General features: G+C 35.6%; 25 protein-coding genes. 20 read left to right on the top strand and 5 right to left on the bottom strand.

Annotation, left to right across the window (positions count from 1 at the left end):
• The 4 genes from EZV73_RS17770 to EZV73_RS17755 all read right to left on the bottom strand — a co-directional run.
• Positions 1-304, bottom strand: a 304-nt coding sequence (locus tag EZV73_RS17770; RefSeq protein ID WP_240841755.1) for an SDR family NAD(P)-dependent oxidoreductase, incomplete at its 3' end; no start/stop codon positions are given.
• Positions 291-518, bottom strand: coding sequence for an SDR family NAD(P)-dependent oxidoreductase (locus EZV73_RS17765; protein ID WP_240841754.1), 228 nt, complete (start codon positions 516-518; stop codon positions 291-293). The genes EZV73_RS17770 and EZV73_RS17765, both read right to left, overlap by 14 nt.
• 1 nt (position 519) lies before the next feature.
• Positions 520-1,329, bottom strand: coding sequence for an SDR family oxidoreductase (locus tag EZV73_RS17760; protein ID WP_240841753.1), 810 nt, complete (start codon positions 1,327-1,329; stop codon positions 520-522).
• A gap of 134 nt (positions 1,330-1,463) precedes the next feature.
• Positions 1,464-2,369, bottom strand: a complete 906-nt coding sequence (locus EZV73_RS17755) for an AraC family transcriptional regulator (protein ID WP_240841752.1) — start codon at positions 2,367-2,369, stop codon at positions 1,464-1,466.
• 149 nt (positions 2,370-2,518) lie between these two features.
• Here EZV73_RS17755 and EZV73_RS17750 point away from each other — a divergent pair, with 149 nt between their 5' ends.
• From EZV73_RS17750 to EZV73_RS17680, 15 genes are all read left to right on the top strand, one after another.
• Positions 2,519-3,076: a TetR/AcrR family transcriptional regulator gene (locus EZV73_RS17750; protein WP_240841751.1), complete on the top strand. Its 558-nt coding sequence runs from the start codon at positions 2,519-2,521 to the stop codon at positions 3,074-3,076.
• 157 nt (positions 3,077-3,233) lie between these two features.
• Positions 3,234-4,268, top strand: coding sequence for an alpha/beta hydrolase fold domain-containing protein (locus EZV73_RS17745; protein ID WP_240841750.1), 1,035 nt, complete (start codon positions 3,234-3,236; stop codon positions 4,266-4,268).
• A gap of 283 nt (positions 4,269-4,551) precedes the next feature.
• On the top strand, positions 4,552-6,213 hold the full coding sequence (locus EZV73_RS17740; protein WP_240841749.1) for a methyl-accepting chemotaxis protein: 1,662 nt from the start codon (positions 4,552-4,554) through the stop codon (positions 6,211-6,213).
• A 30-nt stretch (positions 6,214-6,243) separates the two neighbouring features.
• Entirely contained in the window at positions 6,244-7,644 is a 1,401-nt protein-coding gene (locus EZV73_RS17735; protein ID WP_240841748.1) for an aminotransferase class I/II-fold pyridoxal phosphate-dependent enzyme, read from the top strand.
• A gap of 9 nt (positions 7,645-7,653) precedes the next feature.
• Complete coding sequence (gene nhaC / locus EZV73_RS17730) at positions 7,654-9,057, top strand: Na+/H+ antiporter NhaC (protein WP_240841747.1); 1,404 nt, start codon at positions 7,654-7,656, stop codon at positions 9,055-9,057.
• Positions 9,058-9,059: 2 nt separating this feature from the next.
• Entirely contained in the window at positions 9,060-9,377 is a 318-nt protein-coding gene (locus EZV73_RS17725) for a putative quinol monooxygenase (protein ID WP_240841746.1), read from the top strand.
• 102 nt (positions 9,378-9,479) lie between these two features.
• Positions 9,480-11,480, top strand: coding sequence for an aldehyde ferredoxin oxidoreductase family protein (locus EZV73_RS17720; RefSeq protein ID WP_240841745.1), 2,001 nt, complete (start codon positions 9,480-9,482; stop codon positions 11,478-11,480).
• On the top strand, positions 11,481-11,702 hold the full coding sequence (locus EZV73_RS17715; protein ID WP_240841744.1) for a 4Fe-4S binding protein: 222 nt from the start codon (positions 11,481-11,483) through the stop codon (positions 11,700-11,702).
• A gap of 2 nt (positions 11,703-11,704) precedes the next feature.
• Entirely contained in the window at positions 11,705-11,938 is a 234-nt protein-coding gene (locus EZV73_RS17710; protein WP_240841743.1) for a MoaD/ThiS family protein, read from the top strand.
• Positions 11,939-11,964: 26 nt separating this feature from the next.
• Positions 11,965-12,918, top strand: a complete 954-nt coding sequence (locus EZV73_RS17705; RefSeq protein WP_240841742.1) for an AraC family transcriptional regulator — start codon at positions 11,965-11,967, stop codon at positions 12,916-12,918.
• A 118-nt stretch (positions 12,919-13,036) separates the two neighbouring features.
• Positions 13,037-13,555 carry a hypothetical protein gene (locus tag EZV73_RS17700; RefSeq protein WP_240841741.1) on the top strand — a complete coding sequence of 173 codons (519 nt, stop codon included), beginning with the start codon at positions 13,037-13,039 and terminating at the stop codon, positions 13,553-13,555.
• A 343-nt stretch (positions 13,556-13,898) separates the two neighbouring features.
• The gene (locus EZV73_RS17695; RefSeq protein WP_240841740.1) at positions 13,899-14,405 is read left to right on the top strand and encodes a hypothetical protein; all 507 of its coding nucleotides are present in this window, start codon (positions 13,899-13,901) and stop codon (positions 14,403-14,405) included.
• Between the two features lie 113 nt (positions 14,406-14,518).
• Complete coding sequence (locus EZV73_RS17690; protein WP_240841739.1) at positions 14,519-15,295, top strand: hypothetical protein; 777 nt, start codon at positions 14,519-14,521, stop codon at positions 15,293-15,295.
• The gene (locus EZV73_RS17685; protein ID WP_240841738.1) at positions 15,276-16,064 is read left to right on the top strand and encodes a hypothetical protein; all 789 of its coding nucleotides are present in this window, start codon (positions 15,276-15,278) and stop codon (positions 16,062-16,064) included. The genes EZV73_RS17690 and EZV73_RS17685 overlap by 20 nt, the downstream gene beginning before the upstream one ends.
• A 13-nt stretch (positions 16,065-16,077) precedes the next feature.
• Complete coding sequence (locus EZV73_RS17680) at positions 16,078-16,836, top strand: hypothetical protein (RefSeq protein WP_240841737.1); 759 nt, start codon at positions 16,078-16,080, stop codon at positions 16,834-16,836.
• 39 nt (positions 16,837-16,875) lie between these two features.
• Here the strand turns inward: EZV73_RS17680 and EZV73_RS17675 are convergent, their stop codons facing one another.
• Positions 16,876-17,769 carry a DMT family transporter gene (locus tag EZV73_RS17675; RefSeq protein ID WP_240841736.1) on the bottom strand — a complete coding sequence of 298 codons (894 nt, stop codon included), beginning with the start codon at positions 17,767-17,769 and terminating at the stop codon, positions 16,876-16,878.
• Between the two features lie 96 nt (positions 17,770-17,865).
• Between EZV73_RS17675 and EZV73_RS17670 the strand changes: the two genes are divergently transcribed.
• The 5 genes from EZV73_RS17670 to EZV73_RS17650 all read left to right on the top strand — a co-directional run bounded on the left by EZV73_RS17670 (position 17,866) and on the right by EZV73_RS17650 (position 23,459).
• Positions 17,866-18,738: a LysR family transcriptional regulator gene (locus tag EZV73_RS17670; protein ID WP_240841735.1), complete on the top strand. Its 873-nt coding sequence runs from the start codon at positions 17,866-17,868 to the stop codon at positions 18,736-18,738.
• A 41-nt stretch (positions 18,739-18,779) separates the two neighbouring features.
• Positions 18,780-20,675: a sigma-54-dependent Fis family transcriptional regulator gene (locus tag EZV73_RS17665; RefSeq protein ID WP_240841734.1), complete on the top strand. Its 1,896-nt coding sequence runs from the start codon at positions 18,780-18,782 to the stop codon at positions 20,673-20,675.
• 103 nt (positions 20,676-20,778) lie between these two features.
• Positions 20,779-22,569, top strand: coding sequence for an aldehyde ferredoxin oxidoreductase family protein (locus EZV73_RS17660; RefSeq protein ID WP_240841733.1), 1,791 nt, complete (start codon positions 20,779-20,781; stop codon positions 22,567-22,569).
• Positions 22,569-22,790 carry a MoaD/ThiS family protein gene (locus EZV73_RS17655; RefSeq protein WP_240841732.1) on the top strand — a complete coding sequence of 74 codons (222 nt, stop codon included), beginning with the start codon at positions 22,569-22,571 and terminating at the stop codon, positions 22,788-22,790. Before EZV73_RS17660 ends, EZV73_RS17655 begins: the two co-directional genes overlap by 1 nt.
• On the top strand, positions 22,791-23,459 hold the full coding sequence (locus EZV73_RS17650; RefSeq protein WP_240841731.1) for a HesA/MoeB/ThiF family protein: 669 nt from the start codon (positions 22,791-22,793) through the stop codon (positions 23,457-23,459). It begins immediately after the preceding gene.
• The last annotated feature ends 76 nt before the right edge of the window (positions 23,460-23,535 follow it).

The raw sequence follows: 23,535 nt of genomic DNA, 5'->3' as shown, positions 1-23,535 counted from the left end.
TAACGACATTGATTCCAAACTGCTTTACTTCTCTTCTAAGGGCATCTGAGTAAGCTTCAAGAGCAAACTTAGATGAAGAATACCATGCACACATTGGTGTAGTTAGTTTACCAGCAATAGAAGAAATATTAACAATAGTACCTGAAGATTTCTTTCGCATATGAGGTAATACTGCCTTTGTCATTCTTGCTGTACCAAACACATTTACTTCGTATTGACGCTTAGCATCTTCAATAGATACGGCTTCTGCCATGCCATAAGCACCATAACCCGCATTATTAACTAAAGCGTCAAATTTTACCATGGTTCTTTAGAACTGTTTCTACAAATGCATCAACACTTTCGTCCTCAGTGATATCAAGTTTGATTACTTTTGCACCTGCTTTTTCAATGTCTCTCATTTTCTCAACACGTCTAGCACCTGCGTAAACGATGTTACCTTCACTTAAGAACTTCTTAACAGTGTCCTTACCAAAACCTGAACTTGCCCCCGTTACAATAATTACTTTTTTAGCCATTTTAAATTGCCTCCTTTTGCAATAATTTATCAATTTGTGTTCTTACATCAAACTCATCATCATTTTCATATCTAGGTGCGAAAGTGTTATAAGCAGCATTTAATGCTTCGTATCTCTTATTTACTCTCACAATATTGTGTGCATGTGCCACACAGAAAAATTGATTCTCTTTTAATTGCTTCATAATCGTTTTTACAAATCTATCTACATCCATACCTTTTAGAAATCCTTCAGAAAGTTCAGATTGAACCAAGCCTGGTACGATGAAAGAGATATTTGTTGTTTCAGACATTTCTTCTCTTAGAGATTCTGTTAAAGCAAGTAAAGCATGCTTGGTTGAAATATAGCCTGATGCCTGAGGTACACCGTTGAATAAACTGTTCTCAGATCCAACATTGTAGATTGCAGATGGTGCTGTTTGTAGATCTTCAGAGAAGACTTGAATACAATTTATAACCCCGAAATAGTTGATTTCAAATAGTTTTTTATAAGTTTCCATATCTGTTTGTAAGATAGGCTTTTGCTCTTGTGTGATGCCTGCATTGTTCATTAAAACATCTACTTTGCCATATTTTTGATTGGCAAATGATTTTAAGTTTTCTACTTCACTGCGTTTACTTACATCGCATGTTGTTCCGCTTGCCTCAATACCTAGTGCTTTTAGATTTTCTACAGCTTCGTTTACTTTTTCAATTCTTCTTGAAGCAATAACGATTTTACCGCCTTCAAGGCCCATTGCCTTTGCGAATGCGTATCCTATACCAGTTGCGCCACCAGTGATGACTACAACTCTGCCCATATAACTTAACATTGTTTCCTCCTGTCCGTGTTTTGTGTCATTTGTTACATCAAGTATATGATGGCAAGTGTTGTATGACTATTGCTCAATTACTGATGGTTTTTGCCAAATTACTGTAAACAAAAAAACATTGCAAAATGCAATGTTTAATGGTTCTTTCTATAAATGCTGGGTGACTGACCTGTTTTGCCTTTAAAGAACTTGGAAAAGTTGGCTTGTTGTTCAAAACCGAGTATGATGGATATCTCATTAATGGTGATTTCTTTATTAATGAGCAAGCTCTTTGCCTTATCCACCATATATTTCTGTATATATTCTGAAGCCGTTTGACCAGTTTCTTTTTTTAGCATATCACTTAGATAATTTGGAGAATAACCTAACATATTGGCAATCTCTTTAACCGATGGTATATGATTGTCTTCTGTTTCCTCCGAAAAGGCTTTTCTAAGTATTTCTTCAAATTGGATGAGGTAATCTTTGTTTGATTTAGATCTTGTTTCAAACTGTCTGGCATAAAACCTAGAAGAATAACTTAATAAGACTTCTAAATAAGACAATAGTATAGACTGACTGAATGTATCTACTGATAAGGCGGTTTCCTTTGATATGTTATTGATAACTTCTGTAATCATATTGTTTTCTTGAGATGATAGGTGTAATGCTTCATATGTGTCATAGGAGAAGTAGGTGTACTCGCTCATCTTATCTTCTACATGTGAGTTCCTGATTAGATCTGGGTGGAAACACAACATCCATCCTTCGCAGTGGAGATCATCATAAACCGAGTCCAATAAGAAAACTTGACCAGGTGCTGTAAATAGTAGAGAACCAGCACTGAAATCGTAGACCTGTCTACCATACTTAAGCCAACAGTCCTTGTTGTCTTTCATGGTGATGGTATATAAGTTGATGGAGAACTTTAAACTTCTGAGTTCCTCTCTAAGGTTTGTTTTTTCTAGATTTATCAGTGAAACATAGGGATTTATATTACCTTCATATCCAAATAAATCATGTAAATCATTGATGGTATCTATTTGTTTTACACTGTCCATATTCTCCTCCAATCTATTAAGTCCTATTAATAAAATACCATTATCATACATAAATAAACATCTAAAGTCAAATTGGATTTGGATTTGACAAATACATTTTTATGAAGATATAATAGGCCTTAAATATGGAGAATAAGAAAGAGGTGGGTATGAAAAAAACTGATTTACGCGTTAAAAGAACAGCACTTAGTTTAGAAAAAGCCTTGTTTAAACTCATTAAAAACAAGACCTTAAGTGAAATATCCATCAGAGAATTAACCGCTGAAGCCATGATTTCAAGACAAACATTTTATGCTCACTTTGATACCAAAGAAGAGTTATATTTAGTCATGGCTCAGGGTTTTTATGAAGAACTCAATCAAGAGATTATCAAGAAAAAAGAAACACTTGGATTAATGACTGACCAAGAAGTGTTTGATTTGGCAGGAGACTATTATCAAAAGAAAAAGGAAGATATCAAAATACTGTTCTCAATAAACAACAAAGATCTTATTATGAAGAGTCTTGGTGAACCAGCCAAAATGATGTATCGACTCATAGGTATGGCTATGGATGAAGAAAACGATGAACTGATGACAGACCTGATATCAGGTTTGACCTATACCATGATAAAGAACTGGATTAGTAAAAAGAATACAACAGATGTTAGGCAGGCCATTGAGGGTATGATGAAAATCTTGTCTCTTATGAATAGCAGTTTGGATTGAAATTTAGTGTTTCAATCTATTTTTTTTGCATATATAAACGACACTTTCTCAATAGTGTCTTTTATATGACGATAAGGAGATTTTGCATGTTGCTTTCAATATTTTCTGCAACTATACTGTTGATTAAATTGTAGAACGTTTGATTTTGGAGGGTAAAATGAAAATTAGAACAGAAAGTATGAAGAGAGTTGAGTTTAGAGATATGGCGACACCTAACAGTGCAATATTTCTAAAGTTACTAGATCCGAGTGCAACACCAGAAGAAGTAAAAGGTTTAAGAGAAGTCGTACATGGACAAATTTCAGAAATGGGTTTAGGTATGCCTGATGATGAGATGATTCAGCAAGTGGATCACTATGAAGAAAGTATCCCTTATGAATTTGAAGGTCAGTCATCAGATATTGAACTGCTTGTAGTAGGACCTAAAGGCTTTAAGGAAAGTGGTAAAAAATATCCTGTAATATTCCATTTACATGGTGGTGGCTTATGTCTTTTACACCATAAGATTGACTTCAAAACAAATATTGTTGAAGTGTTAAAATTAGACTGTGTTGTTGTGAGTCCTAACTATCCTTTAGCACCAGAACACAAGTACCAAGAATGTATGTATAGCCTTGAGATGGTCGTTGAGTGGTTACTAGAAAATGGTCATAAATACAATTTGGATATGGATAATGTTGTTGCAAAGGGTAACAGTACTGGCGGACACTTAGCAGCTGCACTTTCACATAGGCTTAAAGACCGAAACAAGAATACAGATAAAAAACCTTACCAATTCAAAGCACAAATTTTAAACTGGCCTATATTAGATGATAGAGCAGCGTATTCATCAAGCACTATTAGTGCAGGTGGTGACTGGACACCAATGCATTCATTTTTATCAGCAAAAGCATGGTTAGGCAATGACTTTGGTAAGTTTGATCTACCAGGCTGGGCTTTTCCAATGAGAGAAACCGACTTTAAAGGTCTTCCAGCAACTTATATTCATACCAATGAGCTTGAACATGATAGAGATGCATGTAGAGCTTATATGGATCACTTACTTGAGGCCAATGTGTTTGTAGAGTTTAAGTTATGGGCAGGTGCTCATCATGCAGCTCAAATGTTTACAGACGGTCCAGTAAGTAAAAGGTGGAAGAGTGAAATGAGGGCACAAGTGATTGAAGCCTTTACATCAGACTTAAGCCGTTAAAATGTTATTAGCATCTTAATAAAAGTCCTGTAATTTTATTAAAGTGTTAAATGAGATTACCGACCTAGGTTTTAGGTTAAAGTATACATTGTCATTCGCTATAAAAGGGAAGTAATCTCAGATATAAATAGAGTTATGTTCTTATAACAAGGGCATAACTCTGTTACGTTTTTGAATAAGTTATCAGTGATTTGGCAAAATTAAACCGTGTTTCGACAATGGCTGTAAGGCCAAATGATTTTTATAATGGTGGAGACAATAAAATTAACCTAAAGGAGGAACTATGAAATCGTTAGCAAGTAAGTTGACCCTGGCATTATTAATATTTACGAGTGTAATTTTATCACCAATAGCCTTTATCAATATATCCAGTACCAATAAACAATTAAGAGAAGATGTCTATGAGAAAACATTATTACAAACAGATTTAGTTATCAGTGAGTTAAAGGCTATATCTCCTGATTCAGATGATTTATCTGTTCAGATCAGTCTAGTCATGAGTGAAAATCTGATTGGTGAGTATGGTAAGAACTTTCTAATCAATGAATCTGGTGAATTTCTTTATGCACCGCACGAGGAGTATTTAGAGGGAGGATTTACTGTATTAGATGTACCTGAACTAAGAAGCATCGGACAATCTCTTATGAGAGGTCAGTCATCTCAGGCAACTGTAAATGTAGGGAGTAAAGAATATTTAGGATTTTACAAGCCTGTTGGCAACGCTGGCTGGGGTGTTCTCCAGTTTGCAGAAGTTAATGAAGCCATGAAAAAAGGTAATGATTTTACTGTTTTCCAACTCTTGATTACAATAGCTGCACTGAATGTATTAGCAGTATTTATTTATATGACTGTACGTTTTTTTATTAAACCCATTGGTGATATTAATCAGCAGGCCCAAGTTATAGGAGAAGGGAATTTTACAACTGATTATATTTCTAAATACACGGACCGAAAAGATGAAATTGGAAGATTAGCACTTGCTGTATTAGATATGTCTGACAACATTTCAGGTCTAGTTGATAAAATTTCTAAATCGTCATCACAGGTGACCTCATCGAGTATAGAACTTAATTCTACTGCATCAGAAATTGCTCAAATATCAAAAGAAGTTTCTTCATCAATTGAGGAAATTGCAAAGGGTGCTACAGAACAAGCAGAATATACGGAGGCCGGTGTAGGCAAAACCTTGGAGCTTGGAAATCTGATTGAGTTAAATAGAGGTTATATGGATGAACTTAATCAAACATCTAATCAAATGAATACACTGATAAATGATGGATTGGATATCGTTAAAGATTTGAGTAGAAAAACAGATGAGACAACAGAATCTGGTCGCCTTATTCAAAAGGTGGTTAGATCGACACATGAAAGAACTGAAAGAATTGCTAATGCCAGTTCTGTGATTGCTGCTATTGCAGATCAGACGAATCTTTTGGCCCTTAATGCTGCTATAGAAGCCGCACGTGCTGGGGAAGCTGGAAGAGGCTTTGCCGTTGTAGCAGATGAAATTAGAAAACTAGCTGAGGAGTCAACTAAATCAACTTTCGAAATAGATGAAGTTGTTAGAGAACTTATAAGTTCGTCTTCAGAAGCAGTTTCAACCATTACACGTGTTATTGAAATATTAGAGGATCAAGCCACAAGTGTAAGCTCTACCGAAAATAATTACAGAGATATTCACGAATCGGTTCTTTTATCGAGACAGGCCATAAATGCCTTAAATGAATCTGAAGACAAGATGGAAGATAAGAAGACTGAGATTGTAGGAGCAATTGAAAATCTTTCAGGTGTTGCTGAGGAAAATGCTGCATCTACTGAAGAGATTACTGCTTCAATATTACAACAAGCAGATTCTCTTGAAATTATTTTGAAGGCGAGTGATGATTTAAAATCTCAAGCTATTGAGTTAGATGAGGCTATCAAAATGTTTAACATAGAGGATTAAGTAATTGTATAGAGTCTGGAGTAAGTTGATATGAAATATGAGAGTGAAATACAAGAAATTATAGAAAGAGTAATTCAGGATATTGATAATAGTGAAGGCATTATTCAGAAGTCGAAGCATGACGTCATGCCTTTAAGTCTGAGTGGTAACATGAAAGATCCTAAAGATGTTGCAAGATATTTGATAGAAAATATTTATTCAAACAGGATGGATACCAATAATGAAAATTATTTCTGTTTTATGCAAAATGATGTATCAGAGTATTCTGTTATAGGTGAAGTCATAAATACATTTTATAATCCTTATGCCGCTAGTGTAGATTTAAGTCAGGGTACAGCTTTAATCGAAAATTCTTTATTGGATTTTTTTGCAGAAAGAGTCGGTTATGATAAGGCCTTTGGTGGTCAGTTTGTATCGGGAGCTTCCGTTGGTAATTTATCAGCAATGATTCTTGCTAGAGATGACAAGCTTGAAGAAAATGAATTTCATAAAGGTGTTGTTTATCTCTCAGACCAGGCCCATTCATCTCTTGTTAAGGCTGCTAAAATCATTGGTGTGAAAAAGTCGCATATAAGGATTGTTCCTTCAAGAGAAGATTATAAGATGGATATGGAGGCTTTAGAAAGATTCATCATGCAGGACAAAGAGGACGGTAAAATACCATTTTGTGTTGTAGGAACACTTGGTACAACCAATACAGGAACCATTGATCCCTTAGATGAACTTTCTCATATAGCTCATAAACATAATTTGTGGTTTCATGTAGATGCAGCCTATGGAGGTTCTGTTTTGCTATCCTCTTACAAAGTATTAGGTCGAGGTATAGAAAAGTCAGATTCCATGACTTGGGATGCACATAAATGGCTCTTCCAGACTTATGGTTGTAGCATGATCTTATGTAGAGACAAGAAAAAAATGATGAAATCATTTTCTACTAGACCAGAGTACTTAAGAAATGTAGAATCTGATAATGAAAAGATTAACTTTTGGGATCTTGGCATAGAAATGACCCGACCTGCTAGAGGTATGAAACTTTGGTACACGCTACAAGTTATGGGTTTAGACCAAGTTGAAATGCGTATAGATCGTGTTTTTGATTTTGGCGATCAACTGCATCAGATGATTGATAAAAATCAGCATATTGAAATTGTTTCAGATGCCAGTTTGGGAATCATTAACTTTAGATACTACAACAAGTTCATAGCTGATACTGGGCTAAATAAAATCAATCAATATATTTCAGATAGGTCTATCCTTGAAAATGAAACGGTCTTTATGACAACGACATTAAAAGGCATTACAACCCTTCGTTTTAATTTCAAGAATCCTGATACAAAGTTAGAAACATTTAGTGATGTTATTTCAAAAGTTGAAAGTTGGGCTCAGGAATATTTACAGAAAGAAGATAGTCATATAACCGCTATAAGTTAGGAAGTGAAGATGAAAGATAAAAGAATTTCAGTGTTTGAATCGGTAGGCTTAATTGCATTTATTATGAGTGTGTTAGTCGGTGGCATTATGTTGCATGTAGAGATACATGTTCTCCTTTTAATAGCTCTAGTGGGTGTTTCATTATTTGGTTATCACAAAGGCTTTTCATATGAAGAGTTAGTAGAAGGTATGAAAGACAGTATAGTAAGAGCCATGGATGCATTGATTATATTCATCTTAATCGGCTGTATAATTGGTTCTTTAATTTTATCAGGTACAGTACCTGCAATTGTATACTATGGTATGGCGCTTATAAGTCCGGAAATGTTTTTGCCTTTTGGACTGTTATTATCTGCCTTGGTATCACTTGCAACAGGTACTTCATGGGGGACTGCAGGTACAGTAGGTATTGCCTTAATGGGCATCGGCATCAGCTTGGGTATTCCTGCTCCAATTGTTGCTGGTATGGTTGTTTCAGGTGCCTTCTTTGGAGATAAAATATCACCCATGTCGGATACAACAAATTTAGCAGCCTATTCTGCAGGTAGTGAACTTTATAAACATATTACAGGTATGTTATATACGACAATACCTGCATTTATCCTATCACTTATTGCCTACTATATTTTAGGCTTAAGCTACTCTGGCAATGCCATGGATCTGGAACAAATTAATTTGATTAGAAATACCCTATCAAGCAACTTCAATATGAACTATATTGTTCTCTTGCCTTTGGCTTTGATGTTGATTTTGAGTGTCAGAAGAGTGAATACTGTTTTTACTATGATTCTTGGGATGGTGTCTGCTATGATCATTTCTGTATTTGTACAAGGCCATGAGTTGACTGTCGTATTAAACACTTTAAGTATTGGCTATACAAATGCTACTGGTGTTGAGTTAGTTGATAAACTCCTTTTAAGAGGCGGTATGCAAAGTATGATGTGGACTTTTTCTTTGTCTTTTATAGCACTTTGCTTAGGCGGTGTTCTAGAAAAGATTGGTGTTTTGGAAGCCTTGATTGTAAGCATTATTAGTCGTGTCAAATCTGAAAGAGCTTTATCATTTATCACCATGTTCACGACATTTATATCAACAGCTGCTATGAGCGAAATTTATTTAGGCATTTTAATCAATGGTCAGTTGTATAGAAAGTCCTACGAAAAGAGAGGACTAGATAACAGGATGTTAAGTAGGCTTCTAGAAGAGGGCGGTACTTTAACTGGACCTTTGATCCCATGGTCTACAGCAGGTATTTATATGGCAAGTACTTTGGGTGTGAATACTCTTGACTATTTACCATATGCCTTTTTAAATATTCTTAATCCAATCATTTCACTTATTTTTATAGCTTTTGGATATAGCCTTTTTAAAAGAACTGAGTCTAAAGAAGACAATATAAGAAAGGTCAGTTGATTATGTACAGCATTATTACAACTTATAAAATAAAAGATGAATATCTAATAGACTTCATAGAGTTGTTTGAAGAAGTATCAAAAGGTATAGTCAAAGAAAACGGCTGCGTAAGATTTGAACTTTATCAAGACACATCTGATCGGTCAAAGTTAACCACTGTAGAGGAGTGGGAGAACGATTTGCTTTATAAGGAACATCTTGATACAGAGTTTATTTATTACTTATCAGAGCAAGTTAAAAGAATGACTGTGGATTCACATGATAAACAATACTTATGGAAAAAATTCTGTAACAGTCAAAATATCAGTAATCTGGCATAAATCATCCTAGATTTAACACTGTACTCAAAGAAAGTTTTTCCCATAAAATTAAACTAATAGAATAATTATATGATAAGGATTTTGACTATCTGGAGGTATCTTATGAATGGTTTTATGGGCAAGGTATTACACATTGATTTAACACTTAAAAAGTCTTGGGAAGAAGAAATATCGGATGATGTTTATAGGAAGTACTTATCAGGTATGGGGCTTGGCACCTATATGCTCTATCGAGAATTGCCACCAGACTGTGACCCTTTGGGTGAAGAAAACTTATTATGCTTTTTAAGTGGTGTACTGACTGGTACAGCATCATTTATGACTGGTCGGTGGATGGTCATGAGTAAATCACCATTAACTGGCGGTATTGGACATGGCAATTGTGGAGGGACTTTTTCTCCTGCCATAAAGCAGTGCGGTTATGATGGTATTTTTATAAGAGGAAAATCAAAAAAGCCAGTTTATCTTTATATCAACAACAATAAAGTTGAGATAAAAGATGCTGGTCATCTCTGGGGCGTAGACACAGTAGAAGCTGAGATTTTACTTAAAGATGAATGTAAAAAGAAAAAGCTACCTGAAGTTGCCCTAATTGGTAAAGCTGGTGAAAATCAATCTTATATATCTGGCATCGTAAATGATGGTGGTAGGATTGCAGCCAGATCTGGTATGGGAGCTGTTATGGGTTCTAAGATGCTTAAGGCCATTGTTTTAGAAGGCAACAAGCATGTTAATTATGACAATCCAGATGGCATGAAGGCCTACAGCAAAAAGCTTGCTGAAAAAGTCAAGTCATCTAATCTTCCGAGTTTTATTAATGACCGGGTTGTAAGAACCATGGGACGTGTTAGAAAAATGAACTTTAAACATACATCTGCTTCTGATTCATCTTCGTCAACTATCGGTTTGATGAAAGCCAAAGGAACAGTTGCGGTTACAGAAATTTCAGCTATGACAGGAGATATGCCTATTCATAACTGGAAGGAAAATCCTGATGTATTCCCAGTAAGAAAATCAAAAAAAGTATCTATGGATAAGGTACTTGGAAAAGAATTTAAGAAGTACAAATGTGTACAGTGTCCTATTGGCTGTGGCGGTGTATTAAGTCTTGAAGACAATACATTTTCAGGTGGTAAATACCAACATACCCATAAGCCAGAATATGAAACCATGGCGGCATTTACTGGTATGGTCGGCAATTATAATTTAGATGCGCTCTTATACTTCAACGAGTTTATGAATCGAACTGGTATGAACACCATTTCAGCAGGTTCAACAGTAGCTTTTGCCATTGAATGTTACACCAAGGGTATTTTAACCAAGGAGGATACATGTGGTTTAGATTTGACATGGGGCAATGCTGATGCCTGTTTAGAACTTCTAGAACAAATGGTAGAAAGGTCTACACCACTTGGAGACATGCTGGCAGATGGTGTTAGACTGGGGGCTCAAAGGATAGGCAAAGGAAGTGAAGCTTATGCCATCCATGCCGGAGGGCAGGAGCCTGCTATGCACGATCCACGTATCAAGCCGGGTTTGATTATTGATTATTGCGCATCACCAACACCTGGTAAACATACCAATGGTAATGAAAACTACGAACTTCTATTTTTATGGGAAAGGGTGTCATGGGCGCCGTCTTTTCAACGTCATTTATCAGTAGAAGATTATCAACCAAGAAATGATGAGTTTGCACTCCAGGCCTTAGCAGGTTCGACATTCAATGCTTTGCTAGACTGCAGTGGCGGCTGTTTAATGGCAGCAAACCTAGGTGTAGATACGTGGGACTTGTTTGAAATGTTAGAACTGGCAACAGGTTATGGACTTTCGCCTGATGAGTACATGGAAATTGGTCTAAGGGTTAATACAACGCGTCAGCTGTTTAACATAAAGCATGGCATAAAGCCTATAAACAACTTGATGCATAAAAGGTTAGAACAGGCAAAAACAATTGGTCCTATGGAGGGCAAAACATTTTCGAGTGAGCCAATTGTCAGCTTATATTGGGAAAAGGCTGGCTATGATCCGAAGAATGGCTATCCTAAAAAAGAAACCATTGAAGCGCTCGAAATTAATCGTATATTTAAAATGGAGGTCCAGTAAATGAAGGAAAAGAAGTTGCCTAAGTTTGATTATGTTACTTGTTGTGCATGTAAAGTTTGTGTTGGCGTATGCCCTGTCGATGCGCTTGATTTGACCATTTCAAAGAAAAATACTTTCCATATAGAATATCCGACACTTAAAAGCCATGAGGCTTGTATAGGATGTGGCATCTGTGCCAGTAAGTGTCCTATAGATGTTATAGAAATGAATGTGGTTAATTGACAATGAAAGTGAAAATATATGCTAGGTTGAAAGAAGATTTAGACTGTATTGACGCTAATGACATGATGGAACTTAAGGAAGGCGCTACTTTAGGAGATGCTTGCAAGAAAGCAAAAATCCCATTTGCCTTAAGACATCTTCATATTATTTCGGTAAATGGAAATATCGAAGCCATGTCATACCCTCTAAAAGAGGGGGACAAGATCGCCTTTATAGGTATAGCAACTGGTGGTTGATATAAATCACATTTCTTGGAGAAAACATGAATCAAATAATTACGATAGATTCAATTAAAGAGTTTCATGACTTATTAGGTTATTCAGAAGTCAATAACAATTTAGTTACTCTTATAGATCTGAATAAAGTAGAGCCAAAGGATTCTTTAAATAATATATCAGTTATATTGAATCTTTATACCGTAACATTCAAAGAAAACTCTTTATGTGAGTTTAAATATGGTAAAGAAAAGGTGGATTTTAGTAAAGGGACACTTGTGTGTACAGGACCTGGTCAAGTTTTTCAATTGGACGCTCTGTATAAGTCTAAATTGCAATGTTACGGCTGGATCTTGTGCTTTCATTTAGATTTGATTAGAAATACACATTTGGAAGATATAATTGATACTTATGCTTATTTTTCCTATGACATTCATGAGGCCTTGTTCTTATCTGATGAAGAAAAGAATGTTATTAAAAAGACGGTAGAACATATAAGAGAGGAATATATTGAAAGAGAAATCTATTGTAAACAAATGGTTTTTGCCCATCTAGAGTTACTATTGTACTCGGTTGCAAGATTTTATGATTATCAGTTTCGCATCAATCATACTTCAGATGAAGACGTGTTTGTTAAATTCGACAGATTGTTACATCAAATGCTATCAGATGACTTATATGTTCTAGGTGTTCCAACAGTAAAATCAGTTGCAGCTAAACTGGGTTATTCAGCCAATTACTTAAGTGATTTATTAAAGAAGAAAACAGGTCATACAACGTCAGAACATATTCAGAATCATGTTCTAGCAAGATCTAAAGACTTGTTACTAGATAGTAGATTATCAATTAATGAAGTAAGTAAGAAGCTAGGCTTTGAGCAGCAATCCAATTTTTCGAAGTTCTTCAAAAGAAAGCTAGGTATAACACCTAGTGCTTTTAGAGAAAGTAATTCTAAGACCTTTGACTATAAGATAGATGACAAAGATAAACTTGTTGTATAATCTAAAATCCTATATTTTGTATCTGTTTAATCTAATTAAGTGTTGATTGATATCAGCACTTTTTATTTTAATCAATGGTGAACTGGGTATCCTATAAATATAGTAAAGAAGATGTATGATGGATTATTTAAAAAATGAACTTGAAAGACAAATAAGAATCTACAATCTTTTTTTAGAAGATTGGGTAGATGTTAGATTGGGAAATAATCAAGAAGAAGTAATAAAGTGGTTTTATGAGCTGACTATGTTTATTGTCTATCATTTTTATACACAAGAGGTCTATTTATCAAATGCTGATGAATATGAACATATAGAGCAACATCATTTACTTTTAAGTAAGATGTTCTCAATCCTACTAAGTCAAGATAAGATTATAACTGTAATAAATGATTTCTTAGATAGTTATGAAATACACTTGAAAGACTTTGATCGAGCATGTGATTTTCATGTACCTGATGAATCCAAAACTTATTTTCAACCGAGTGATTCACACGGTGGTTTTATAGTCATATCTTTTAAAAAAGGTTACTACTCCGTTGCTTTTGGTGCACTTACAAATGAAGTGGCAAGTAATTATATATTAGGCCCAAGTGTCTTTGAAAGCGGATGGGTCAAGTTTGTTGATTTAAGAAGGTAGGGGTATCTTACTCATGACGCTGTAGAGGTATCTACTGATGTAAATGAGTTAGAAATAAGTCATGGACTGGATAAGTCTTACTTTATCATCAATGAAGATGGTATCAGTCAGTTCTCTGTAGACCAGTTTTTATTAGAAGAGCAGAAAATCAGATACATCTACAAAGTAGAGGACTTGGTGAAAAATGATGATTTACATGACCTTTTAGATTCTGAAATTCTTAATTACTTCGTTATATCTTCAAGAAGCTATATAGATGCCTATTTTGAAACTTATTTAGATAATCGACTTGATTAGTCGGTTGTTTTTTTGATAGGGTATAAAAGTAAAAGGAGAATAAGTTATGTCTTGTATGCATTATATTGGTGTGGCTTTTGAGCTAGAAGAAGGAACCTACTTTGAAAATCATGAATACAATAAATCTGTATTATGGACAAGTCAAACAACTGCTCTTGCAAGACCTGGTGTAGATTTTGAAGTGCCTGATGATAGAAGTGTTCTTGTGTTTGAGACTGATGAGAATCCGTCTATAACAATTGGAAGAAGGTTATATAAAGATAAGAGCTTTTCTGAGATATTTACACATGATTATGTTTACATATTATCTTCTGATTATACAGACCTTGTGTGGGATGAGAATATGAAGTATTCTGATACGAGCTACTTGGGTGCCTTGTATGATTACTTAGATGGTATCTTAGAAGCAGGTGAATCAGCTGAGCTCTTTACTTGTTTTGGAGAAGATGACCAAGTCAAAGAGAGAGTATATATTGATCTGGATGATCTAGTTGCGTTCAGAGATTTAAGGATTAGATATAAGCAAGTTGTGACCTTTACAAAACACTCATAATAGGGTGTTTTATTTTATATAAAAATTTCCTTAACTTTTGTTTAGGCATTTCTTGGAAAATCCATCATATGGTATATTTGTTTGTAAGAGGCTAGTATTAAAGGTAGGGGGATATGTATAAAGATAGAATGTGGTTATTTGAAGCGTTTAATGATTCAACGGATTTGATCAGAGCATCCTGGAAAAGATTTGCAAGAAACACCATCGTTATTGGTATTATAACTTTTATACTTAACTTATTTTCAGATGCCATCTTAGATGTTTTCATGGTTGATGGACAGATGGTATTAGAATCATTTGGTTCTTTTATCAAAGTGTTTATTGTAACTGTGCCTGTTGTGCTAATATTAAGGATGTTTAGAAATGTCTATATCGTTGCTGTAGACAAAGTGGACAAAGATACTTTTTATACAGATGATCTATTAGGCGTGCTAGAGAATTGGCAATCCTTGTTGATGGTGTTTTTAATTGTAAGAATACCCTTTATAATCGGATCAATTACCATACAGAGTATGTTTGACATGGAACAATTGCCTGTTTTAATCATCTCTGCTTTGTGTCTAAATGCACTAGGATTGTTCTTTGCTTTTACAGAGATAGCAGTAATCTTAGATGGTGTAACGAGTATTGAAGCCATTAAACGTAGTTTCAAAATGGTATCAAAGAACTTCTTTAGAATAATTGGATTCTTCATTTTTGCATTATTGGCATTTGGATTGATCATCGGCTTGTCGATTGTACTTTTGATGATATTCAGAGGTTTAAGCTTTTTAGTGTCCATAGGATTTCTTGTTCTAGTTTTCTTATTTGCGCCATTGCCGCAAGTATTTGGTGTAACCCTTTACCGTCAGATTTATAAGGAGGAAAGTATTGAAGTTAGAACTGTTTAAAGTATTAGGGGAATCTTTTTCATACCTAAAAGATAATTGGAAAAGATACATTGGTACCACACTCATTCAGATAGGTATCATGGTCCTCATTTTCATCATACCAATGTCTGTATGGGATAAGTCAGAAGCCGTTCCTACAAGCATTTTTTATGGTGCAGGTTTAAGTTTCTTATGGTTGTTTGTTATGATGATACCTTGGATTGTTTTATCTGTTGTGTTTAGAAATGTTTATATGGCTATTACAGATGATGCTTATGAAGGGAGAGAGATACCTTTTAAGGAACAGTGGAAGTATGCATTTAAAAAGTGTGGTTCAGTTTTATTAGCAGTGATTATTTATAGCGTACCTATTTTTATAGTTGCTTTTGTCATTCAATGGTTTGTTGTAAAAAACTCACCAGTTTTAGAGTTTGTATTGAATATCTCAATAAATATCGTAAGTATATTATTCATCTTAACTGAAGCAGCCATCCTCGTAGACGATTGTTCTGCGATTGATGGGATAAAAAAGAGCATAGAAATAATGAAACATAATATTTTTAGATATATTGGTTTTGCAATTGGGTTAGGATTTCTGATTGCGGTACCAATGATGTTGATACCGTTTATCATAGAAGTAGAGTTTATGATTTATGTAATGCTGATCCTATTTATTCCATTAATGATTTATCTTGCTCCGATTCATGATGTGTTTCAAACTCTCCTTTATAAATCTGCTACAGAACCTGAGGATATGTTAGAAGAAATGTTGATAAATGATGTAGAATAGGAGACTTATACACATGTACGAAACAAAATTTGAAATCATGCAAGGATTTGAAGATGGGATTGAAATGTTTAAGAAGCTATTGAAACCAGCTCTTTTACTTGCTCTCTTAGGATTTTTATTAGCAGGATTAAGACTTATTATAGATCCCACTTATATAAAACTACTAAATGGTCAGTTTGCTGAAGTTGATCAAAAGATGCGGTTGATCAGTCAACTATTTACGATAGTAATGGCACCTATAACTAGCACTGTGGGGATTATGATTCTATATTATCATAAAGAAGCGATTACTGAAGAAATTTCATTAGGTGAAAAGATTGTATCTTCTTTCAAAGTTGCTATAAAGGTTTTCTTAGCTATAATAGCACTCTTTATACCTATCGTACTTTTGGCCGGCATATTAATAGGTATTTCAGCAGCCATGGGATCCTATATATTATCAATGATACTCCTTATTTTGCTTATTATAGGGGCTATTGTTCTTTCACCTATGTTTATGTTTGTTCAGCAAGCCATGGTATTTGATGATATGGGGGTTTTCAAAGCAGCCAAACATTCCTTTAAGCTGGTAAAACACAATTACTTTAGACTTCTTTTGTTAGCTTTGATAGTAGGTGGTATTTTGATGGCTTTAACAGGTGCTCTAAGGTTTCATATAGTAGGCATTATTTTGTCCATGATGATTTCCTCTATTGCATCTAAGTTATATATGTGTATCAACTCATCGGTTTACCTGCAGGCTAGACCTGAAGAAGTTGAAATATATGAATAAAAATAACTCCCAAAAGCTTTGTCTTTTGGGAGTTTCTTGTTATTTAAGACTTTCTTGTAGACTCAGCTTTTCTCTTGAAAATGAGAAGCGCTTGTAGATAAAGGTAAAGACCAGACTTAACAAGATAAATCCTATACCTAGAGCTGTTCTTAATCCAAGTTGTTCATTTAAGACAAGCATACCTAGAATGCTGGCACTGGCTGGGCTGAGTGCAAGTAGAAGGCTTGCTTGTTCTGATTTGATTTTACTTTGAGCAAGTGGTTGAAGTGTAAATCCAAAGCCTGTACAAACAATGGCTAGTATAACAATAATCACAATACTTGTACCGCTTGTTGGTAGTTGAATACTTTCGAATGTCAGTGCTGTGGTAAAAGAAAAAACTGCCATTGAAGCGACCTGTACAATACCCAGTATGATAGGGTCATCTTTTTTACTGATCCTGTCAGTTGTAATGATGGCTACAGCATAAAGTATACCGGTAAGTATGCCTAGTAGCTGACCTATAGAAAAGCTTACGCCTGAACCGGATATTAAAACAACACCTGTAAATGCGATAAAAGATGATAAGATAGCTTCTCTTTTCGGCAACTTTCTTATGAGTATGGCTTCAAAGAGTGGTACTAGGATAATGGCCAAATGCTCAAGTATGGCAACGACTGACGACTTGGTATATGAAAGTGCTGTGACTTCTGCTGACATCACCAGATGAAAGATAAAGCCCAGTATCATGCCTCTTATGAGGGTGCGTTTGTTAAATTTCTTTCTATGTTTAATGGCAAATGGCAGTAGAAAAATCGTTGCCAAAATAAATCTGAAACTTAAGAGTGTAAAGGTGCCCATGTCTTCTAGACCAATCTTAGTCATAACAAATGATGTTGATCTAGCCATGATAACTAGGATAAATAAGATGCTGGATCCTTTTAAATATTTCATAATGCCTCCTTCTTGACTTGAGTATACAAGACTATTATAATTGAGTAAAACGAGAATAAATCACAATTAGGTTGACAAAATATCAAGGAGACTTTAATGGATTCAGATAAGTGTAAAGTTTTATTAGAAGTTATTCACTTAAAAAGTATTACAAAAGCAGCAGAAAAACTTGGCTATACGACTTCAGGTGTCAGTCGCCTGATTCAGTCTTTAGAAGAGGAAGCCGGGTTTCCTTTAATTATAAGAAATAGAAAAGGCATAGAGATAACTGGTGAATGTAGAGAGCTATTGCCACTGATTAAGGAAATGAGTAGAAATGGTCAGAAATATGAAGAAGCTCTTGCAAGAATACATGGTATAGAAATTGGAGAAATAAGGATTGGAACATCCATTCGAAACTATTATTTATGGTTTGCAGGGATCATTGCTGACTTTCAAAAGTCCTATCCTAATATTAAAATATCCATTGTAACGGATAATTCGACCAAACTTCTAAAATCCATGCTTTCAAATGAAATCGATCTATGTTTAATTTCTAAAAGACCTGGTTCATATGAATGGATACAAATAGCTGAAAAGCCTATAGTGGCTTGGTTGCCAGCCAGTCATTCGCTGGCATCACAAGCATCTTTTCCGCTTTCTATGTTTGAGACAGATGACTATATTTCTACCTATCCAGATCAGGAAACAGATAACTCTAGACTCCTAGAAGCCCATGGCATTAAACCCAATGTTAAGTTTACTTCGACGGATTCTTATGCAACTTATTGCATGGTAGATGCTGGTCTTGGTATTTCCTTAGACCACGGCATTATCGCTGAATCATGGAAGGGGAATGTGGTTATAAAGCCTCTAGATCCGCCGCTTTCTATTTCACTAGGGCTTGCTCATATGGCAAAAAGAGACTTGTCTCCTGCAGTAAGTTTATTTATAAAGTTTGCAAGACCTTATATAGATGACATTTCTTGACGTGATTTCATGCTACAGATAGAATAAGAGAGAGGTGTAATATGAAATTATATGTAGAGAAATCCCATAAAAGATGTAAAACATTTGGTATAGAAAGATCACAAGTCCTGTCTAAAAGGATTTTAAAGGACGATGAACTGATGAAACGCTTGCATAAGGAGCAGGCTTTAATCCAGGTTGCAGCACCTTTTTTAAATGATCTTTATGACTTTGTTAAAGGTTCAGAATTTTTCGCCATTCTTACAGATAGAGAAGGCTGTATCTTAAATATGGTAGGGGATGAAGAGATTCTAGAGGAAGCTTTTGCCTACAAGATGGTACCGGGTGCATTTATGGATGAACCGAGTATTGGTACCAACGCCATGGGAACAGCTCTTTACGAAGACCAACCGGTCCAGGTATCAGGTGAAGAACACTTTATCGAAGCCTATCACCAGTGGACCTGTTCCAGTGCCCCGATTCATAATGTAAATGGTGACATCATAGGTTCTATAGACTTAACAGGTTATTCATCTTCTGTTCACCCACATACCCTTGGTATGGTTGTAGCAGCCGCTCATGCCATAGAAAAAATTCTAGAAGGTGAAGATTACAATCGACAATTGTCTGATTCTAAAAAGTATGCAGAGACCATTGTAAACTCAATACCTTCAGCCATTCTAACTGTGGACTTAAAGGGGAAAATACATGCCTTTAATCCATCGGTAAATGAGATGCTTGGTTTTAGTGATAAAGAACTTCTAGAGCTGGATTTTCATAAGATTTTGCCATCTTTTGAGGAAATCAAATCTAAGATTGTCACTAAGAAATCCTTGTTAGATGAAGAGATCCCACTGAATTCAAAACTTAATAAGGTCCAGTTTAATGTTTCCATATATCCCATTTTAAATGCACGTGAATCTGTTTATCAGATGGTTGTTGTCATAAAGGATATCAAGAAGGTAAGAAAGCTTGCCAATAAAATAATGGGTAGAAGGGCCATCTATACCTTTGACAAGATCATAGGTTCAAATGAAAGCTTTCTAAATGCTGTAGACTTTGCTAAAAAAGTAGCCAATAGTAAATCGACGGTTTTAATCATGGGTGAGTCTGGGACTGGAAAAGAAATATTTGCACAGGCCATTCAAAACTACTCCAATAGGTCTGATGAACCTTTTGTGGCCATCAACTGTGGTGCCATACCTAAGAACTTAATAGAGTCAGAACTCTTTGGTTATGAAGAAGGTGCTTTTACAGGCGCTAAAAGATCGGGCCAGCCTGGTAAGTTTGAAATTGCAGACGGTGGCACTGTTTTTCTAGATGAAATTGGTGAAATGCCTTTAGATATGCAAACAAGGCTCTTGCGTGTTATTGAGGAGTCGACAGTATCGAGAATCGGTTCTTCAACAGAAATACCTGTAGATGTTAGAATCATTGCAGCAACCAACAAGGATTTGATTGCAGAGGTTTCAAAAGGTAACTTTAGAAAAGATCTGTTTTATAGACTCAATGTACTACCCATTCGACTACCATCTTTAAGGGAAAGGCGTGAAGATATCCCAGCCTTGGTGGATTATTTTATGGATAGAGTCTCAAGGAAACTTAATAAGAGTGCTGTTGTTTTACCAGAGGCTTATTTGTCTTATTTGAAAAATTACAACTGGCCTGGTAACATTCGTGAGTTAGAAAATCTAATTGAGTTAATCATCAACACTGAGACCATACCGGCTTATGAGTCCTTGCCAGAAGTAAAAATAGAGAAGAAGTCAGTCTTTAAATCAGTTGATCTTCATTCCTTGGAATCTATGGAAAAAAGGCATATTCAAGATGTTCTCAATCACTTTGGAGGTAACATTACTTCTGCGGCGAAAGTTTTAAATATCGGTCGAAATACCTTGTATAGAAAAATTGAAAAGCATTGTATCGATTTGGAACAATGTTCAATTGTGGAACAATGATTTTGTAATAATGTATCGAAATGGAACGTTTCTTAATAGAAAGGTTTCATTTTTTTTGGCATCATTTATGCGATAGTATTACTTGATTGAAAAAGGAGGTAATATGAACGGTTATGTAGGTAAGGTATTAAGAGTTAATTTAACAGATCTAACTTATAAGGTAGAGGCCTTAGATTTAGAAATGGCTCAGAAGTTTATTGGTGGACGTGGTTTAGGTACAAAGATATTTAAAGATGAAGTATCTGCTGATGTAGATGCACTTAGTCCAGAAAACAAGTTATTGGTTGTGACAGGTCCTCTCACAGGTACGCCAACACCAACAGGTGGACGTTATATGGTCGTTACCAAGTCGCCGCTTTCTGATACGATTGCATCTTCTAACTCTGGTGGTTATTGGGGTGCTGAGTTAAAATTTGCAGGTTATGATGTGATTATCCTTGAAGGTAAAGCAGACAAACCAACATACATAAACATTGAAGATGATAAAATTGACTTTAGAGATGCTGGACACATTTGGGGCAAGGTTGTTTCTGAAACAACAGATATTCTAGAAAAAGAGATTCCTGAAAAAGCCAAGGTAATGACAATTGGACCTGCTGGTGAAAACTTATCTATGATTGCTGCTATTATGAATGATAAAGACAGAGCAGCTGGTAGATCGGGTGTTGGTGCAGTTATGGGTTCTAAGAACTTAAAGGCCATTACTGTTAAGGGTTCTTCTAAACCTGCCATTGCAGATGAGGAAGGTTTAAAAGAAGTCTTTAAAGAGTGTTTGGCTAAAATAAAAGAAAATGGTGTAACGGGTCAAGGTTTACCAACTTACGGTACTGCTGTACTTGTTAACATCATCAATGAAAATGGTGCATTCCCAACAAATAACTTCCAAGAGTCATACTTTGATAAGGCAGAAGATATTTCTGGTGAGACAATGGAAGAAAAATTCTTAATTAAGAGAACGGCTTGTTATAGATGTCCTATCGCTTGTGGTCGTCACGTAAGAATCGGTGATGGCGAAGGTGGTGGTCCTGAGTATGAAACAATTTGGGCATTTGGTTCAGACTGTGGTATCAATGATTTAGATCAGATCATTAAGGCCAACCATATGTGTAATGAAGTGGGTATTGATACAATCTCTGCAGGTGCCACTTTAGCGGCTGCTATGGAACTTTACCAAAGAGGTTATGTCAAGGATGAAGAATTAGAAGGCCTTGCACTTAAGTGGGGCGATGCAGAATCAATTGTTGAGTGGATGAGAAAGTTAGGCCGTGCTGAAGGCTTTGGTAAAAAACTTGCAATGGGTTCTTACAGATTAGCTGATTCTTATGGTGTAGCTGATTTATCCATGTCAGTTAAGAAATTAGAAATTCCAGCTTACGACCCAAGAGGTATTCAAGGTCAAGGTTTACAGTATGCAACTTCTAATAGAGGTGGTTGCCATGTAAGAGGTTACTTGATTTCTCCAGAAATCTTAGCGCTTCCTGAAAAGCTAGATAGATTTGAACTTGAAGGTAAGGCAACTTGGGCTAAGATATTCCAAGACTTAACAGCGTCTATAGATTCTCTAGGTATGTGTTTATTTACATCATTTGCATTAGGTGCTAAAGAATATGCAGACCTAGTCAATGCTGTTTGTGGTACAGACCATACCGCTGATTCTGTATTAGAAGCAGGTGAAAGAATTTGGAACATTGAAAGACAGTTTAACTTAGAAGCAGGTGTTTCACCTGATCAAGACAAGTTACCAAAACGTTTATTAGAAGAGCCAATTCCTGAAGGGCCATCTAAGGGCTGGGTACATAAGTTATCTGATTTATTACCTGAGTACTATGAGTTAAGAGGTTGGAGTAAAGATGGTCTTCCAACTAAGGAACGTTTGGAGAAATTAGGTTTATAATGACTGTAGAAGTTAGATTATTTGCGACCCTTAGATTGGGTCGCTTTAAGAAAAAAGAAATGACCTTTGAAGAGCCAACACCAAGGTCAATTCTAGAAGCCCTTAAGATCGATTTAGAAGATGTGGCCATACTACTTGTAAACGGTAGAGATGGTGATTTTGATCAGAAATTAAATCCAGGAGATACACTTTCTGTATTTCCACCTGTAGGTGGTGGTTAAATGCGTTACTCAAAAAATATGAACATGTTATCAGAAGAGGAGAACAAGTCTCTTAGAAACTTTAAAGTGGCTGTTATTGGCTGTGGTGGACTGGGTGGTTTTATTGCAGAAATGCTTGCAAGACTCGGTATTGGTAATTTGATTTGTATTGATGGGGATGTCTTTGATGAATCAAACCTTAATAGGCAACTCTTAAGTAGAGAAAGCAACCTAGGCAAACACAAGGCCTTGATTGCACATGAACACCTGTCAGGTGTCAACTCGACTATTGATATTTCTTACAAGATAGAAATGCTTCATGAAGAAAATGCAGAGGAGACCCTAATGGGTTATGATCTTGTATTTGATGCAGTAGATGACATTGAAGTCAAGCTTATGCTACAAGGGGTTTGTGAAAAACTTGAGATACCCTTGATACACGGTGCAATAGGTGGCTGGTATGGTCAAGTATCGACTATTTTGCCGGGTGATCGGACACTGGATAAGATTTATAGAGGTGCGACTGGTATAGAAAGCCTACTTGGCAATCCATCATTTACACCTGCAACCATCGCTTCCATACAAGTCGCTGAAGGTTTAAAGGTCTTACTGGGTAAAGGGGATATTTTATCAAAGAAAGTTTTGCATATAGACCTATTAGAACATGAATATGAAGTGATTGAATTTTAAGAGGCCTCTGGCCTTTTTTTTTGTAAAAATAGTACATGTCCTAGTAAAAATAATTGATGTATTTAAATGAGAACTT

The organism is Acidaminobacter sp. JC074 (assembly GCF_022496765.1).
Lineage (GTDB): Bacteria > Bacillota > Clostridia > Peptostreptococcales > Acidaminobacteraceae > JABXKX01.
The sequence above is the reverse complement of the archived record's forward strand: the minus strand, read 5'-3'. Positions and strand labels throughout refer to the sequence as shown.